The sequence below is a fragment of the Pauljensenia sp. UMB10120 genome (genome assembly GCF_030212035.1).
Taxonomy (GTDB): Bacteria; Actinomycetota; Actinomycetes; order Actinomycetales; family Actinomycetaceae; genus Pauljensenia; species Pauljensenia radingae_A.
The window spans coordinates 168,948-185,134 of the sequence record NZ_JASODH010000004.1; the positions used below are offsets into that span (position 1 = coordinate 168,948).

Sequence of the window (16,187 nt, forward strand, 5' to 3'; positions counted from 1 at the left end):
TTTCTGTAAGGAGGCTCCGGGACGCCGGGCACATTCATACCGGGCCGCACCCGCGCAGTGGATTTTTTCCACACTGTGGGTGCGGCTCGATTTTCATGCAGTCGGATAGCCAACCGGCTAGGCCCACGTGCCCACCAGCGCCAGACGTCTAGGAGGATTGAGAGCCGCCCGTATCGTGGTCGTCATCGTGACCCTGACCAGGCTGGCTGGGCTGAGTCGGTTCAGCTGGTTCGGGTTGTGTGGGCTGAGTCGGTTCAGCTGGTTCGGGTTGTGTGGGCTGAGTCGGCTGGGTGGGCTGGACCGACTGAGGTTGTGTCGGCGTTGGTGGAGTGTTCTGTTGAACTGGGTTCGGTTCGGTGTACCACGAGTAGTCACCGTTAGGCAGGTCAGCAGTTGCAGCCTCCATGAATTTCACCCACACGTCAGCTGGCCAGTCGCCTCCGTGGAACTGATACAGGCCGCCGATGTTATCCAGCGAAACCGGGTTGCCGGCCTCGTCGGACTGATACATCGAGACACTGGCGACAAGGCCCGGAACCATTCCAACAAACTGTGCGGACTTCTGATCATCAGACGTACCGGACTTACCGGCCGCTTCACGTCCCAGAACTGCCGCCTTCTCACCGGTGCCACCCGGCTCCATCACTGCCTTGAGCGCCGGCATAATCGCGCTGACCGTCTCTGCATCAAAGACCTTTTCCGACTCAAGCTGCGCGCTGTAGACCTTGTTGCCAACAGAGTCACGCACCTCTCGCAGGATATGCGGGTTCATCCGTGTCCCGCCGTTGGCGATAGTGGCATACGCATGGGTGAGGTCAATGTTGTGCGTTGATGCCACACCCAACGTGTTGAGCAGCGTCGCATCGAGCCCGTTCGTGTCTTCAGGGATTCCCAGCTTCACGGCTGTGTCCACTGTCGCCTGCGGACCGACTTTCTCATTCAACGTCACAAAAGCCGTGTTGATTGAATAGGACGTTGCCTTAATCAACGACACATTACCCCACGAGGTGTTCCCCACGTTCGACACTGGTTCAGCCAGGCCGTCAAATGAGCGCGGTGAACTGCCATCAACCTGATCGTAGACACTGCCGCCCTGATCGGCATACGCCAGCAAGGTAAACGGCTTGAAGGTTGAACCGGCCTGTGCAATGTCATCAGTGACCGCATTACGTTGAACTTTTTGATAGTCACTGCCCGCAAACTCAGCGACGATCTCCCCCGTTGCAGGGTCAATGGCAGACAGCGCCACGTGCATGGAATCAGGGTTCCATCCCTCGACCTCGTTCATCATCTGGGCCGCATTGATTGCGGCTTCCTGACGAGCCTTGTCGATAGTGGTGATGATCGACAGGCCACCCGAATCGATCTGCTCATCAGTGAACGCACCTGTCTCGGCCAGCTCGCGACGCACCTGCTGCAGGAGGTAGCCGGTCGTCCCGGTCATTGACGAGGTCGTCTCCTGGAAATCAATGGTCTGCGGGAATTGCTGCTGATTTGCTTCCGCCTGGTCGATCCACCCGTCCTGCACCATCAGTGAGATGACTCGTTCCCACCGTGAGTGCGCCATATCAGGATCTTCTGCAGGATCCCACGCCGATGGTGCCGGGATGATCCCTGCCAGCAGCGCGGATTCTGACAGGGTCAGTTCTGATGCCGGATGTCCGAAAAAGACTTTCGAGGCTTCTTCGATGCCGTAGGCTCCCCGGCCGAAATAGATAGTATTGAGGTAGTTGCCCAGCACTTCGTCCTTGGTTTGCTCACGGTTGATCTTCACCGCCAGGACCGCTTCCTTGACCTTGCCTTTCAGCGAAGTAGTCTCACCCATGTAGTAGCGCTCCACGTACTGCTGGGTGAGCGTGGAGCCACCTTGTCGCGGCAGTCCTCTCAGATTATTGACGAGGGCACGCGCAATGCCTTTCAGATCTATTCCGGAGTTGGAATAGAAAGTGCGGTCTTCGGAGGCAACAACGGCCTGCCCCACATAGTCCGGCAATGTGGACGTGTCGATGATGGAGCGATTGATCTCAGAGAACTTCCCCATCTCGGAGGTGCCGTCCGCGTAATACACGGTGCTGGTCTGAGCCAAGGCCACCTGGTCGGCCTTGGGAATATCCAACGTGGCGTACAGGAACAGGAAGGATGCCAGTCCGGCAATAATGACGCCGAGGACGCTGAACACGAAGGCAAGGCCGATGCGTTTACCCCATGACCGCCTTTTGCGCCCATTCGCTGTGCGTCCACTGGTCTTGCGTGAGTTCGACCGGCTGGTTTCGCCTTTCCGCCCACCGGCATTGCCTGCCGCAGCGGAGCCAGCCTGCCTGGAAGTCCCGGGCGACGAGTTGGAAGCGGATGACCGATGGGTTCCTTCATGTCGCGCTGCGCGCTTGGGGAATGCCGGATCGGGACGCATCGCCCCTCGCGATGTGCCGTGCGATGAGCGGGACGAGTGACGCCCGTTCTTGGCCTCATCCGGATTCATCCTGCCGTTTTTCGACACGCGTTCACCTTTCGTTACAGGCACCGTCTCTATGAGCCTTGCCCTTCAGCGTAAGCATGTCGACGGTGATCGCGCCATGAACCGCGCCACTATTCCCCTCGTTTCACATGGAAATCCCAGCTTTTCCATGAAGGGAATCACACCTGGGTATGGTCCGAGCCTAGTCCCACTGTTCTTCAGGCTTGCCCTCGTCAGCCCACCGCGTGTGGAATGTTCCCTCGCGATCGACGCGCCGGTAGGTGTGCGCGCCGAAGAAATCACGCTGACCCTGAATCAGTGCTGCCGGCAGTCGGTCGGCACGCACCGTGTCGAAGTAGGCCAGGCACGACGAGAACACGGGGGTAGGAATGCCGTGCGTCGCTGCCAATGCCACAATCTTGCGCAGTGACGGGATGCATTCCTCGATCCGGGAGGCGAAGGGTTCGGCTGCCATGAGCAGAGGCAGATCGGGATCCTCGTCGTACGCCTGCCCAATGTCGGACAGGAACGTGGCACGAATGATGCATCCTGCGCGCCAGATCCGCGCCACAGAACCCTTGTCAATCGTCCAGTTGTAGGCGTGTGCCCCCTGAGCGATCTCATCGAATCCCTGTGAGTAGGCGATGATCTTGGAGGCGAACAGGGCGCGTCGTACGTCCTCAACAAAGGAGTCATGATCGGCCTGTTCCACCTTCAGTTCCTGGGCGTGGCCCTCCATGTGTTGTGCGGCTTCACGCTGCGTGGTCTGCGAGGATGCGCCGCGCGCAAAGGTTGCTTCAGCAATGGCGGTGACGGGAACTGCCAGGTCCAGCGCTGTTTGCACGGTCCACTTGCCGGTGCCTTTCTGCGATGCCTGGTCCACGATCATATCCACCAGCGGCTCACCTGTGCTTGCATCCTTGTGGCGCAGCACCTGCGCCGTGATCTCGATGAGGTACGAATTCAGCTCGCCCGCATTCCATTCGTCGAAAATGTCCGCCAGTTCGGACGGTGTAGCACCCATGCCGCGGCGCAGCACGTCGTAGGCCTCCGCGATGACCTGCATATCTGCGTATTCGATGCCGTTGTGTACCATCTTGACGAAGTGACCCGCGCCGTCAGCACCCACGTGCGTACAGCACGGCTCGCCGTCCACATGGGCGGAAATCGTTTCAAACATCGGGCCAAGGCGCTTGTAGGACTCTTCGGTTCCACCCGGCATGATGGACGGCCCCCACAGAGCACCTTCCTCACCGCCTGAAACGCCAGCACCGACAAAGTGCATCCCACGCTCACGCACCCACTTTTCACGGCGAATCGTGTCAGTGAACAGGGAGTTTCCACAGTCCACGATAATGTCACCCTCGTCCATGTGGTCCGCAAGCTGTTCGATGACCCAGTCAGTGGCCTCACCTGCCTGCACCATAATGATGGCCACGCGCGGCTTTTCGAGCGATTTCACGAAGTCTTCGGTGGTTTCCGAGGGAATGAAGATGCCCTCGGATCCGTCGCCATGTTGGTCCATGAGGCGCAGCGTGCGACCGGGTGAACGATTCGTCACCGCAGTGCGATACCCGTTGCGTGCGAGGTTACGCGCAAGATTCGACCCCATCACGCCCATTCCATACACGCCAATATCAGCACTTGCCGTTTCAGGTGAAGTAATCGTCATCGTGAGCTTCTTTCATCCTTTGTCGTGGCGCGAGGGCGTCCGATCCACGCTATGACGCCCTTCACATTGAGTGTACAGTCCGGCCACTGTTTTACGGTGCGAACGCCGTGCCTTGGGCGGCCGGCGGGTGTTTCAGTCCCTGGCACCCTGCTCGGTCCACCAGCGCAGTAGTTCCTCACGTGCCGCGTCCTGACCCATCGGGCCGTTCTCCATGCGCAGGTCCAGCAGGTGCTGGCGTGCTCGACCCACATCGCGGCCAGGTGGAATGTTGAGGATTTCCATGATCTGACTGCCATCCAGATCCGGCCGGATCGCATCGAGTTCTTCCTGTTCACGTAGTTGAGCGATGCGTGCTTCCAGATCGTCATAAGCGGCCGACAAGTGCATCGCTTTCCGGCGGTTGCGCGTCGTGCAGTCAGCTCGAGTGAGGCGGTGCAGGCGCTCCAACTGGTCACCAGCATCAGCAACGTAGCGGCGCACAGCCGAATCAGTCCAGGCCTGTTCGCCATAACCGTGGAAACGCAGATGCAGCGCCACCAGATGCGTCACCGCATCAACTGTGTGTCTGTCAAAGGTCAAGGCCTTGAGGCGTTTGCGCGTCAGTTTCGCGCCGACAATCTCGTGATGGTGGAACGACACGGTGCCGTCTTTTTCAAAGCGCCGCGTGGCAGGCTTGCCCACATCGTGCATGATCGCGGCCAGCCGCAAAATCAGGTCCGGTGCCGGCACAGCGCCATCGAGCCCGGTTTCCAGGTCCATCGCCTGATCGAGCACGGTCAGCGTGTGCTCGTACACGTCCTTGTGGCGACGGTGTTCGTCGCGCGTATCGACCAGTGCGTCCAGCTCCGGAATGACAACAGCTGCCACGCCGGTGTGCACCATGAGTTCGATGCCGCGCCGCGGGTACGGGCTGACCATCAGGCGTTCAAATTCGGCCCGGATCCGTTCGTTGGACACAATCGACAGCCGTGAGGCCATCGACTCCATCGCATCCATCACATCCATGTCGACGTCGATGCCCAGTTGGGCGGCAAAACGCGCCGCACGCATGATGCGCAGCGGGTCGTCGTCGAATGATTGTTGAGCGGTGACAGGTGTGCGCAGGCGTCCGTCGGCCAGATCGTCAAGACCGTGGTGAGGGTCCACAAGTGCCATCGTCGGCAGCCGCATCGCCATGGCGTTGACAGTGAAGTCTCTGCGCGTCAGGTCTCCCTCGAGCGTGTCTCCGAATGTGACGTCAGGCTTGCGTGAGCCGATGTCATACTCGTCGCACCTGTATGTGGTGATTTCCACAACGATGTGATCTTTGCGTGCTCCGATCGTGCCGAACTTCTTGCCGATGTCCCACACGGCGTCGGCCCACTTGCTGAGCAGCTCCTCGGTTTCGTCGGGGCGTGCCGATGTTGCGAAGTCGAAGTCATGCGGCGTCACGCCGAGGAACGCGTCGCGCACAGGTCCGCCCACCAGCGCAATTTCCTGGCCAGCGTCGTCAAAAAGGTGCGCCATTTCCAGTACTTGCGCAGGTAGATGGCTGAATGTGCGTTGAGCGTTGACCAGCAAAGCTGGCACGTCCTGAGATCCGACACCCTCGAGTGCGCGTGTCTTCACACCGTGTCCTTTCAGTTGCTGGCGGTCAGCGTGGGAACCGTGCTTGTGCGTATCCATTACGTACTAGAGTGCCACGTTTTCAGGCCTCGAAAAACCTCAGGAGCCGCGACGCAGGAATGTCACGTCACCCGCCATCGCTCCAAGACTAATAGAGTGGAACTATGTCAGCCCGTCGTTATGAGCGCCGTGTGGGGACACCTCGTCCCCCACGCCACCATGCCTCGATACGGGCGTATCACTCTGCCAGTTCCCGCCTGCCGATTGTGGGAGAAACATCGGCGGGCGGCCTCGTTATCGATGTTGTCAACGGTACCCCTTACGCAGCGATCATTGCGCGACGTAACCGGGCCGGCCGCATCGAATGGTGCCTGCCGAAAGGCCACCTGGAGGGACGCGAAACCGCTCAGGAAGCCGCATTGCGCGAAGTTGCGGAAGAGACGGGGATTACCGGACGGATCATTCGTCACCTCGCGTCGATCGACTACTGGTTTTCCTCTCCTGATCGGCGTGTTCACAAGGTGGTGCACCACTTCCTCATGGGCTACGTGTCGGGATCGATCACCGTGGAAATGGACCCTGATCACGAAGCTGAAGACGCGTCGTGGGTATCCTTGCAGCAGCTGATGCGCCAACTCGCCTATCCGAACGAGCGTCGTATCGTCAGAATCGCATTGGATCTTTTGTACCGGGACGTGTGATGAAGAGCCGCGCACGCGTTTTCTCCACGGTCGTCACTGCCATTGTGACTGCCGCGTGCCTGTGCGCGCCCGCGGGTGCCTCGAGCATGCCACTAACTGACACCAGTGCGCGTGTTGCTTCTTTTACTTCCACGTCCGAGGGTGACCCGTCCGGTATTCACACCACGCGCCCCAGCGTGCTCGGTGAAGCCGATGAGGGCGGCAATCTGCAGGTGTCGATCACGTCGATCACACCCACTGTCCTTGATGACACGTCAACGCTCACCGTGTCGGGCACATTGACGAACCTTTCGGGTGCACAGGCCACCTCGTCAACTGTGCTGCGCCTGTTCATGTCCGTCCATTCAGCGGTCGCGGCACCTGACCTGAGCGCATACTTTTCGGGCCACACTGATGCCGGCATCCCGGTAGCCGAACGCACCATCGACAGGCAGCTTGGCCCGCGTCAGAAAGTGGGTTTCACCTTGTCGGTTCCCGCCGAGGAGCTGCCGCTGGATGACAGTTTTGAGTGGGGGCCGCGCGGTATTTGCGTCCAGGCGCTGGCCACGACTGATGAGGGTGATATAGACGGTGAGGACCGCTCCGTGGTCGTGTGGGATTCTTACTATGAGCGTCAGCAGACACCCATATCGGTGCTGGTTCCTTTCACGTCGACTCAGGCATTTGGCTCCACGGAGCAGTGGAAAGCTCTCAGTGAACTTGCCCGCACACCAGGCGTGACACTGGCTGTTGATCCTGAAGCGTTGACCAGTTTTGTGCGCACCGGCATTCTTGACGCCGACGGGCGGCTGCGCTCACCGACTGCGACCGCTGACCAGGCTCAATCTGCCGGGACAAGCGCCCAGCCGCAGTCGACTGCTCCGACCAGCCAGTCCCAATCCACTGCCCGTTCCGATTCTGATTCGGCCTCCCCGGCGCAATCCGGTAAAAGCAGCCAACCTGAAGGCACTCAGTCCGGCAGCGCGAACGGCACGGCGGCAGATGCAGGCTCTCAATCCGGCGATCAGCCTCAAAGCGGAAGCGCCGGTCCAGCAGAGATGACTCCGTTTCCTCATTGGCCTTCACCCAGGTACCCCACACCGTCATGGTGGCATTCACCGGCAACTTCCGCGTTTGTCTCGCGCGCACTGGACACCCTCGTCGGATCGGGGGGGCAGGTTGTTGCCCTGCCCAGCATGGATGCAGACCCCGCTCGGCTGCAAGAGCTAGGCGATGAGCGTCTGACCGAACTGGCGCGTGAGTCGATGAGCGTTTTCGGCACGCTGTCCACGCCCGAGCAGGTCGTCAATCAGGCCGGTCAGGCAGATTCGACCACATCACGCACTGGTTCAGCTCAGTCAGTCAGCGTCATCGGATCAGTGCTGTGGCCACGCTCATCGACTTTCGGGCTGTCCATGCTGCCGGAGTCAACTGGCCGCACGATCATTGCACCCGCCGGTGAAGTCGCGCCTCCCGAGGACGCCTCTTTCACATCCGTGACACGCGTCGAAGTCGATGCTGATGATGGTCACACCCACACGGAGGGCGCATCTGATTCGACTCGCACGGTGCTGACCTCGACTCGTGAGCTCACGGAGTTGCTGGCGTGGGATGCGCCTACAGACAGCGATGAGCTGGATGCGCGTCAGGCAGCCCAGGCAATGGGTGCTCTGATCACGCGTCAGCTTCCCAATATCGCCCGACCTCAGCTCGTGACCGTGGCGCGCAACACCGCCGTCAACTCCGAACTGGTATCACGTATCCGCTCCCTGACACAGTCGGACTGGATGGCACCGCGTTCCTTCGCCGAGATTGCAACGTCAGAGCCCACCGATACCGAGCGTGAAGACGTACATCCCACACCTGAGGTCCCTGACCATTGGGAGCACACACTGCACACGCTGAACGAAGTACGCGCTCAGGTTGCAGCCTTGGCGACCGCACTCGACGAACCCCACCAGCTGACGAGCGTCGTCAACGTGGCGATGCTCAACGCCGTCAGTGCAGGACACGACGATGATCACGCCATTGAGGCGGCGAAGAACCTGCAGGGAGCGATCAGCGAGCTGTACTCACTGGTCCATGCCGAACCATCAGCGACGATCAATGTCATTAACAAGACGGCTGCGTTCCCTGTGCGCGTGACGAATAAGCTACCGTGGACAATCACCGTCACCGCAACGCTGAAACCTGACGATGCGCGTCTTCGTGCGACACCCAGCGCCGCTCAGCCCCTCGAGGCGAACTCCACTGGTAACGTCGAAGTTCCAGTTCAGGCCATCGGATCGGGGAATATCGACGTCACCTACATTGTGGCCACACCGCGTGGCACCATACTCGATAGCTCTCAGTCCGTCATGGTACGTTTGCGCGCACAGTGGGAGGATATTGGGACGTGGTCAATCGCGGGGCTGGTTGCAGTGGCGTTCTGCGTCGGTTTGATTCGCAATGTGCGCTCGCAGTGGCGATCACGCGACCCGTTAGTGTCGTCGCGACGCAAGCACACACACTCAGATGATGGAGACACACCATGAACCAGTCACACGATGCATCTGATTCGCGTGCCCCCAGGCAGACGTCCCTGCTGAAGTCGTCAGCCATCATGGCGTCAGGCACCCTGGTCTCCCGCATCCTCGGATTCGTGCGAACCGCGCTGCTGATCATCGCGATCGGTGAAGGTGCCGGCTCCGTGTCAGCGACCTTCCAGGTGGCCAACACGCTGCCCAACACGGTCTACAACATTCTGGCGGCAGGTGTCATCGACGCTGTCCTCGTTCCGCAGATCGTGCGCGCACTGAAGTCGCGTTCTGGGGATCGTTACGTCTCGCGCCTCCTCACGCTGGCCGGACTGATCCTATTCGGCGTCACCATCGTGATGATGGTGGGCTCGCCGCTCCTGGTGACATTGTTCGCCTCCAGTTACGAGGGTCCCGCCCGCGCACTGACCATCACCTTCACATTGCTGTGTTTGCCGCAGATTTTCTTCTATGGGGTGTACAACCTGCTGGGCGAATTGCTGAACGCGCGCGGCATGTTCGGTCCCTATATGTGGGCGCCGGTGCTCAACAATGTCATCGCCATCCTGGGTCTGAGCATCTTCCTGATCTTGTGGGGCCCTCACCACGGTGTCTTCCCGATTGAAGAATTCACCTCTTCTCAGTTTTGGGTGCTGGCCGGATCGGCCACGCTCGGCGTGATCCTCCAGGCATTGATCTTGCTGATACCGCTGCGTCACGCTGACGTGAAGCTGCGCATCGACTGGCATTTCAAGGGCACGTCCTTCAAGTCCGCCTCACGCGTGGCCGGCTGGACGTTCGCCACGCTCGGCGTGAGCCAGATCGGCATTATTTCAACGACGAACCTGGCTACGCAGGCTGACCACTGGGCCACTCTGCATGACGCGTCCATTGCCGGTTACGTGGCCTACACGGCAGCGTTCATGGTGTACATGGTTCCTCAGTCATTGATCTCCGTGTCGCTGGCGACCGCGATCTTCACTCGGATGGCCAATGCGGTCACCGAAAATGATCACCGGGAGGTCGCGCGGAATTTCCACACAGGCGTCAATGTCATCACCTTGTTGACGCTGCTGGCTGCAGCCATTTTGATCGCGGCAGCTGTGCCGGTCATGCAGCTGGTGTTGCCGATGGCCTCGCCGGAGAATGTGCGCGCCTACGCGGCAGTGTTGATCGCCCTGATGCCGGGCGTTGCTTCGACCGGCATGGTGCTGATGAGCCAACGCGTCTTCTTCGCCTACGAGGATGCCAAACCTGTTTTCCTGATGGGAATCGTCCCGACGATCATTCAGATCATCGTCGGATGGTCAGTTTTCTTCCTGGCAGGACCCGGCTGGTGGACGATCGGGGCCAGCGCAGCTGAAACGGTGTGCCGACTCCTCCAGGGCTTTATCGCCGTCTTCTGGGTTGCGCGAAAGATTCGCTACGTCAACCCGGGTCTGATTGTCGCCAGCTATATCAAATACTTCACTGCCGCCGGTGTGGGGGGTCTGGCCGGTGGTGTGGCTATCTGGCTGATGGGGGCTTCCACCCCGATCGATCAGTGGGTGGCGCGTTGGCTGGTCGCAGCTGTGAAAGCCGTGGCGGTCGCCCTCGTCGTCACCATCGTGTTCGCATTGATGATGCGTCTGCTTGATCCTGCCTCCACCAGTGATGCTGTGCGCAAGGTGAACCGGCGACTACCCGTACCAGCGTTGATCCGCAAGGTGTTCGTCGTTGAAGGAGCGGGCGCATCCACCGCCTCTTTTGCTTCACACGCACGTACCACCGTGCCGCAAGCCCCCGACGCTGAGCGCGACGAGTCGGATTCAGCTGCCGCAGATCGCGCGCAGCCGACAGCAGATTCTGGTGAGCAGCAAAGCACGCAGGCCGACGCGGTGGTGGACGGGTCCTCGCACGATACCGATTCGCAACGCACGCAGATTCACTTCTTTGACTGGTCAAAGTTCCTGGGTCGCGAGCAGGCTGAGGTTGGTCAGGAACTCACCGACGCGCAATACGACACCACTCTTCATGCTGACCCGTTCCCCGCTGACGCTCATCACAGTGATGACCCGGCCCAGGTGGAAGAGGATGCACAGATCCTCTCGAGCATTCTGCAAAGAGGGTTTTCACCTTCAGATCCGACGAACACGGGTGAGATGCCGGTGGTCAGCAGGTGGGGTGCCGCGGCGCCGGAGCCGGATGCTCAAGACGGCCTCGCCTCGGCGGTGACGCCCGACGAAGAGACTCCACACTTAGTACAATCCCAAGCGAACGACCTGCGCGCCTCTGAACCGACGCCAGCTCACACACCTAAGGAGCATCCCGTGCCCTACCCACCCGAACCTGATGAGAACGACGAACTCGATCAGTTTGGCTCTCATGAACATGGCGCTCATCAGCCTGCGCGTCCCAGCTTCGATGAGATTGCGTTCGGCAGGCTCACCGATCATGCCTCCTCGGGTCACGAGTCGAGTGATCACTCCGTGCCGCCGGCAGCTGCCGCTTCAGGTGGCATAGGTGCGGCCGGCACTCCAGGTACAGCCGGCACAGCAAGTACGACGGGAACAACCGAGGCTGCGGGAGCTGCGTCTGAGACCAGGCAATCTGCAGCAACCGAACAGCCCACAGCAACCGAGCAGCCCGAGCCGGCCTCGAACGCATCTTCGACGACAAGCCGTGCCCTCACCACGCGCATCAATCCCACGATTCCGACCGTGATTTTTGCGGCGATCCTGGTCATCGGTGGCGGGCTGTGGGGTGTCAAGACCATGCTCGCACCTGTATCCGGCGAAGGCTTCTCATTCAGTCCTACCCACAACGAGCAGGAATCCGGCCAATCTGCAGAACAGTCAGGATCCGGCCAGTCAGGATCCGATCAACCTGTCGAACCGGAAATCATCCGTCCGCAGGTCACCTCCGTGGATGCTTTGTCGTGGCGTAACGACAATGGTGACAACCCGGACCAGGCGATCTACGCCATCGACGGGAAACTGGACACCGCATGGAGGTCGCGTTCCTTCGACTACAACCAGTTCCCGCCCGATGAGATCGTCTCACTCAAACTGAACCTGCAGGAAAAGGCCACCGTGTCCAAGGTGACTGTCCACATGGCTCCGGGCACTACCGGAGGCGAGCTGGTCCTCACCTCCGTCGACCCGTCAGTTGACGTCACCGCTGCACGTCACGGCACAGAGCTGGCAACCACGGCAATGAGTCCGACAACTGACATCACATTACCGGAGCCTGTTGAGACCCAGGGCCTCGTGTTAATGTTCCGCTACATGCCCTCGTCTGACGAAGGTAGCAACCAGGCGTGGGTCTATGAAGTCACTGTGGAATGACAAGGTGCATCATGACTGATTTTTCCGTCTCCTCTATCCCCTCTATCAACGCAATCAGCCTGGGCGACAGTCAGGCGGACGATGCAACGGCCCCTCAAACCGCCGACCAGGCCACCGAGGCTACACAGTCTCACACAGACGGCACCGTTCATGACGTCATCATCGTCGGATCAGGCCCCGCCGGATACACGGCAGCTGTCTATACCGGGCGCGCCGGCCTGAAGCCCATCGTCATCGCAGGTGAACTGGACGCAGGTGGCGCCCTGATGAACACGACGGACGTGGAGAACTTCCCCGGTTTCCCTGAGGGTATCCTCGGGCCCGAACTCATGGAGAATATGCGTGCCCAGGCCGAACGCTTCGGTGCCGATATTCGTTTCGAGGATGCCCGCAGCGTCAGCCTCGAGGGCGACGTCAAGACCGTGACACTCGATGACGAGACACTGCAGGCTCGCACCGTGATCCTTGCGACCGGCAGCGAATACCGCCACATGAACGTGCCAGGTGAAGATGAGCTTTCCGGCCACGGCGTCAGCTACTGCGCCACCTGCGACGGCTTCTTCTTCAAGGACAAGGACCTGGCGGTCATCGGTGGCGGCGACTCTGCAATGGAAGAAGCAACCTTCCTGACTCGTTTCGCACAGTCCGTCACGATCGTTCACCGTCGCGACGAACTGCGCGCCTCCAAAGTGATGGCAGACCGCGCCAAGGCTGACCCGAAGATTTCCTTCGCGTGGAACTCGACAGTAGCCAGCGTCGAGGGCGACACCGAGGTGGAAGGCCTCGTTTTGCGTTCCACCGTTGACGACTCTGAGACCACCTTGCCCGTCCAGGGCGTGTTCGTTGCGATCGGACACTTGCCACGCACCGACATCGTGCGCGGCCAGATTGACCTGGATGAAGCCGGTTACATTACCGTGAACGAGCCGTCGACCCACACATCACTGCCTGGCGTATTCGCCTGCGGTGACGCAGTGGACCACATGTATCGTCAGGCCATTACGGCAGCGGGATCAGGGTGCCGAGCCGCCCTCGACGCTGAACGGTACCTGGCAACACTGTGAAGCGTGTCGACCTGCGTGAACTCGACACGCTCCTTTCCGACGACCGCATCGTTTTCATTGCATGCCTGGCCCACTGGAGTCCCGAATCGCGCATGGTTGAGCCGGTTTTCGACGAACTTGCAGGTGAATTCGCTGCAGATGTCACGGTTGTGGCTGTCGATACCGACGCCCCGCAGTTCGTCACCTTTGCGAAACGATGGCATGTGACGTGGGTTCCCAGCGCCGTCCTGATCAATCCGTATGACGACGAGCAGCCCACCCGCACGTGGGATGGTGCGCAACCGAAAACCGAGTTGCGTCACGGACTGGACAGTGCTTGCGCGATGAAACATCGGCGCGCTAGTGTGACCTGATTCATCATATGTCGCCTCACGAGTGTCACCGTTACTGACCGTGTGTGAAGTGGTGGCACACTGGTGATAGAACGTGTGATCAGCACTTGCGTAGCACAATGGAAGGAAATCGTTGTGAGCCAGATGCCCGGCCGGGAAGCCGCTCAGCATGGAAACCGTCTCGACCCATGGTTTGACCATTATGCCGAGCGAGCTCACAACCTGCGCGCCTCTGAAATCCGCGCGTTGTTCTCGGTAGTGTCGCGCCCCGAAGTTGTCTCACTGGCTGGCGGCATGCCCAACCTGAAGGACCTGCCTATTGAGCGCCTGGCTGACTCGGCGCGCGACTTGATCGCACGCAACGGCTCGGTCGCCATGCAATACGGCTCCGGTCAAGGCTGGGAACCGCTGCGCGAACAGATCTGCGACGTCATGTCCTATGACGGCATCGCCGGTGCCGACCCCGATGACGTTGTCATCACCACCGGTTCGCAGCAGGCCCTGGACCTTGTTTCCGAATTGTTCATCGACGAGGGTGACGTTGTCATCGCGGAGTCGCCGTCATATGTGGGAGCCCTTGGTGTGTTTCGTGCGCGTCAGGCCGATGTGGTGCACGTCGACATGGATGCCGATGGCATCATTCCGCAGGCGTTGGAGGATATGATCCACTCTCTGCGTAAGTCTGGAAAGACGATTAAGTTCCTGTATACGATTCCGAACTTCCATAACCCAGCGGGCGTGACGCTGAGCGAGGAACGCCGACCGCACATCGTTGAGATCTGCCAGCGTGAACACGTGCTGATCGTGGAAGATAACCCCTACGGACTGCTCGGCTTCGGGTCAGATCCGCTTCCCGCATTGAAGTCCTACGCACCGGAAGGCGTGGTCTACCTGGGATCGTTTTCCAAGATGTTTGCACCGGGCTTCAGGATCGGATGGGCCTACGCACCCCACGCAATCCGCGACAAACTGGTCCTGGCCAGCGAGTCAGCGATCCTGTGCCCCTCGATGGTGGGTCAGATGGCGATCGGCGGGTACCTGGTTGATTACGACTGGTACAGCCAGGTCAAAACCTTCCGTTCCATGTATCACGAGCGTTGCGACGCAATGATGAAGGCGTTGGCTGAGTACATGCCGGACTGCACGTGGACACATCCTGAGGGCGGCTTCTACACGTGGGTCACGCTGCCCGACGGCCTGAACGCCAAGGCGATGCTGCCGCGCGCGGTGCGAGCCCAGGTCGCTTACGTGGCCGGAACTGCCTTCTACTATGATGGGCGCGGTACCAATCACATGCGATTATCGTTCTGCTACCCCACTCCCGAGGAAATTCGCGAGGGTGTGCGACGTCTGTCCACTGTGGTCAACGCTGAGAAGGAGCTGGTGGACATGTTCGGTGTCGGATCGGTCCCTGCGAACGCGCACATCGATGTCGAGCCCACACTGCCGACTTCAGATAACTGAATAGGTCCGTGAACCTGCCTGAGCGCACTGTTCACACCACTCACGTTCTTTGACAGATATTGCCACGACTACCTCAGGAGGTATCGACGCTATGACTCGTCAGACAGATCACCCACAGCGGGTCTTGATCATTGCAGGTGGACTTACCCACGAGCGCGACGTGTCCGTGCGGTCGGGCCGCCGCGTGGCATCCACCTTGCATCACCTGGGCCACAAGGTATGCGTGTGCGACCTGGACAGTGAATTGCTGACAGGTATCAAGGATTTTCAGCCCGATGTGATCTGGCCGCTGATTCACGGCTCCCTGGGCGAGGACGGATCCTTGCAGGGCTTGCTCGAAAACCTTGATATTCCCTTCGTCGGGTCGAACTCGGCTCAGGCCATGATGGCGACCAATAAGCCCACAGCCAAGAGCCTGGTTGGTTCATCGGGTTTGAACACTCCCGGATGGGTGACACTCCCTCAGCAACTTTTCCGCCAGGTTGGCGCCTCCGGTGTGCTGGATTCACTGGATCAGACAATGCACTACCCGGCGATCGTGAAGCCGGCTGATGGTGGATCGGCCCTAGGTCTGTCGAAAGTGACCTCGGCTGAGGAGCTGCGGCTGGCGCTGGTTGACGCCTTTGCCTATGGTGAGCGCGTCATGATCGAGAATTTCGTGGAAGGCACCGAAGTTGCCGTCTCTGTTCTTGACCTGGAGAACGGGCCCACGGCCTTGCCGCCTATTGAGATCGTCACCGATGATGGGCGTTACGACTACGATGCCCGCTACACCACGGACAGCACGGAATACTTCGTGCCCGCTCGTCTTGATCAGGAGGTTCTCGATCATGCGCAGGAAACAGCATTGGAGATCCACGCTTTGCTGGGATTGCGTCACCTCTCCCGCATTGACGTGATCGTTGATCCTGCTGGAACTGTGTGGTTCATCGATGCGAATGTGGCACCCGGAATGACAGACACGTCGTTGTTCCCTCAGGCTGCAGATGCGCAGGATTCATTCAGCGCGGTGTGCGACCGCATCGTGCATTTCGTGGCCTCAGATCTGTGAGGTTGTGGTCGGGCGTGCTTTC

At 59.9% G+C, this 16,187-nt stretch carries 10 protein-coding genes; 7 read left to right on the forward strand and 3 right to left on the reverse strand.

The genetic code is table 11. The features are described 5' to 3' along the window. Positions 1 to 148: 148 nt before the first annotated feature. The 3 genes from QP093_RS05505 to QP093_RS05515 all read right to left on the reverse strand — a co-directional run bounded on the left by QP093_RS05505 (position 149) and on the right by QP093_RS05515 (position 5,684). On the reverse strand, positions 149 to 2,521 hold the full coding sequence (locus QP093_RS05505; RefSeq protein WP_307781423.1) for a transglycosylase domain-containing protein: 2,373 nt from the start codon (positions 2,519 to 2,521) through the stop codon (positions 149 to 151). A gap of 136 nt (positions 2,522 to 2,657) precedes the next feature. Continuing rightward, a complete protein-coding gene (gnd, locus tag QP093_RS05510) occupies positions 2,658 to 4,127 on the reverse strand; it encodes an NADP-dependent phosphogluconate dehydrogenase (protein ID WP_058237597.1) in 1,470 nt (489 codons plus the stop codon). A gap of 132 nt (positions 4,128 to 4,259) precedes the next feature. Further along, the gene (locus QP093_RS05515; RefSeq protein ID WP_082628699.1) at positions 4,260 to 5,684 is read right to left on the reverse strand and encodes a CCA tRNA nucleotidyltransferase; all 1,425 of its coding nucleotides are present in this window, start codon (positions 5,682 to 5,684) and stop codon (positions 4,260 to 4,262) included. Positions 5,685 to 5,896: 212 nt separating this feature from the next. On the opposite strand from QP093_RS05515, the gene QP093_RS05520 reads away from it, so the two are divergent. The 7 genes from QP093_RS05520 (at position 5,897) to QP093_RS05550 (ending at position 16,165) form a co-directional block, all read left to right on the forward strand. Beyond that, entirely contained in the window at positions 5,897 to 6,433 is a 537-nt protein-coding gene (locus QP093_RS05520; RefSeq protein ID WP_082628632.1) for an NUDIX hydrolase, read from the forward strand. Beyond that, complete coding sequence (locus tag QP093_RS05525; protein WP_285015511.1) at positions 6,433 to 8,946, forward strand: DUF6049 family protein; 2,514 nt, start codon at positions 6,433 to 6,435, stop codon at positions 8,944 to 8,946. The genes QP093_RS05520 and QP093_RS05525 overlap by 1 nt, the downstream gene beginning before the upstream one ends. Then, entirely contained in the window at positions 8,943 to 12,254 is a 3,312-nt protein-coding gene (gene murJ, locus QP093_RS05530; protein WP_285015396.1) for a murein biosynthesis integral membrane protein MurJ, read from the forward strand. The genes QP093_RS05525 and murJ overlap by 4 nt, the downstream gene beginning before the upstream one ends. Before the next feature lie 11 nt (positions 12,255 to 12,265). Continuing rightward, complete coding sequence (gene trxB, locus QP093_RS05535; protein ID WP_070726062.1) at positions 12,266 to 13,318, forward strand: thioredoxin-disulfide reductase; 1,053 nt, start codon at positions 12,266 to 12,268, stop codon at positions 13,316 to 13,318. Continuing rightward, a complete protein-coding gene (locus tag QP093_RS05540) occupies positions 13,315 to 13,671 on the forward strand; it encodes a thioredoxin family protein (protein ID WP_070726064.1) in 357 nt (118 codons plus the stop codon). The genes trxB and QP093_RS05540 overlap by 4 nt, the downstream gene beginning before the upstream one ends. A gap of 123 nt (positions 13,672 to 13,794) precedes the next feature. Then, positions 13,795 to 15,114, forward strand: coding sequence for an aminotransferase-like domain-containing protein (locus QP093_RS05545; protein ID WP_058237936.1), 1,320 nt, complete (start codon positions 13,795 to 13,797; stop codon positions 15,112 to 15,114). Between the two features lie 91 nt (positions 15,115 to 15,205). Continuing rightward, on the forward strand, positions 15,206 to 16,165 hold the full coding sequence (locus QP093_RS05550; protein ID WP_058237594.1) for a D-alanine--D-alanine ligase family protein: 960 nt from the start codon (positions 15,206 to 15,208) through the stop codon (positions 16,163 to 16,165). The last annotated feature ends 22 nt before the right edge of the window (positions 16,166 to 16,187 follow it).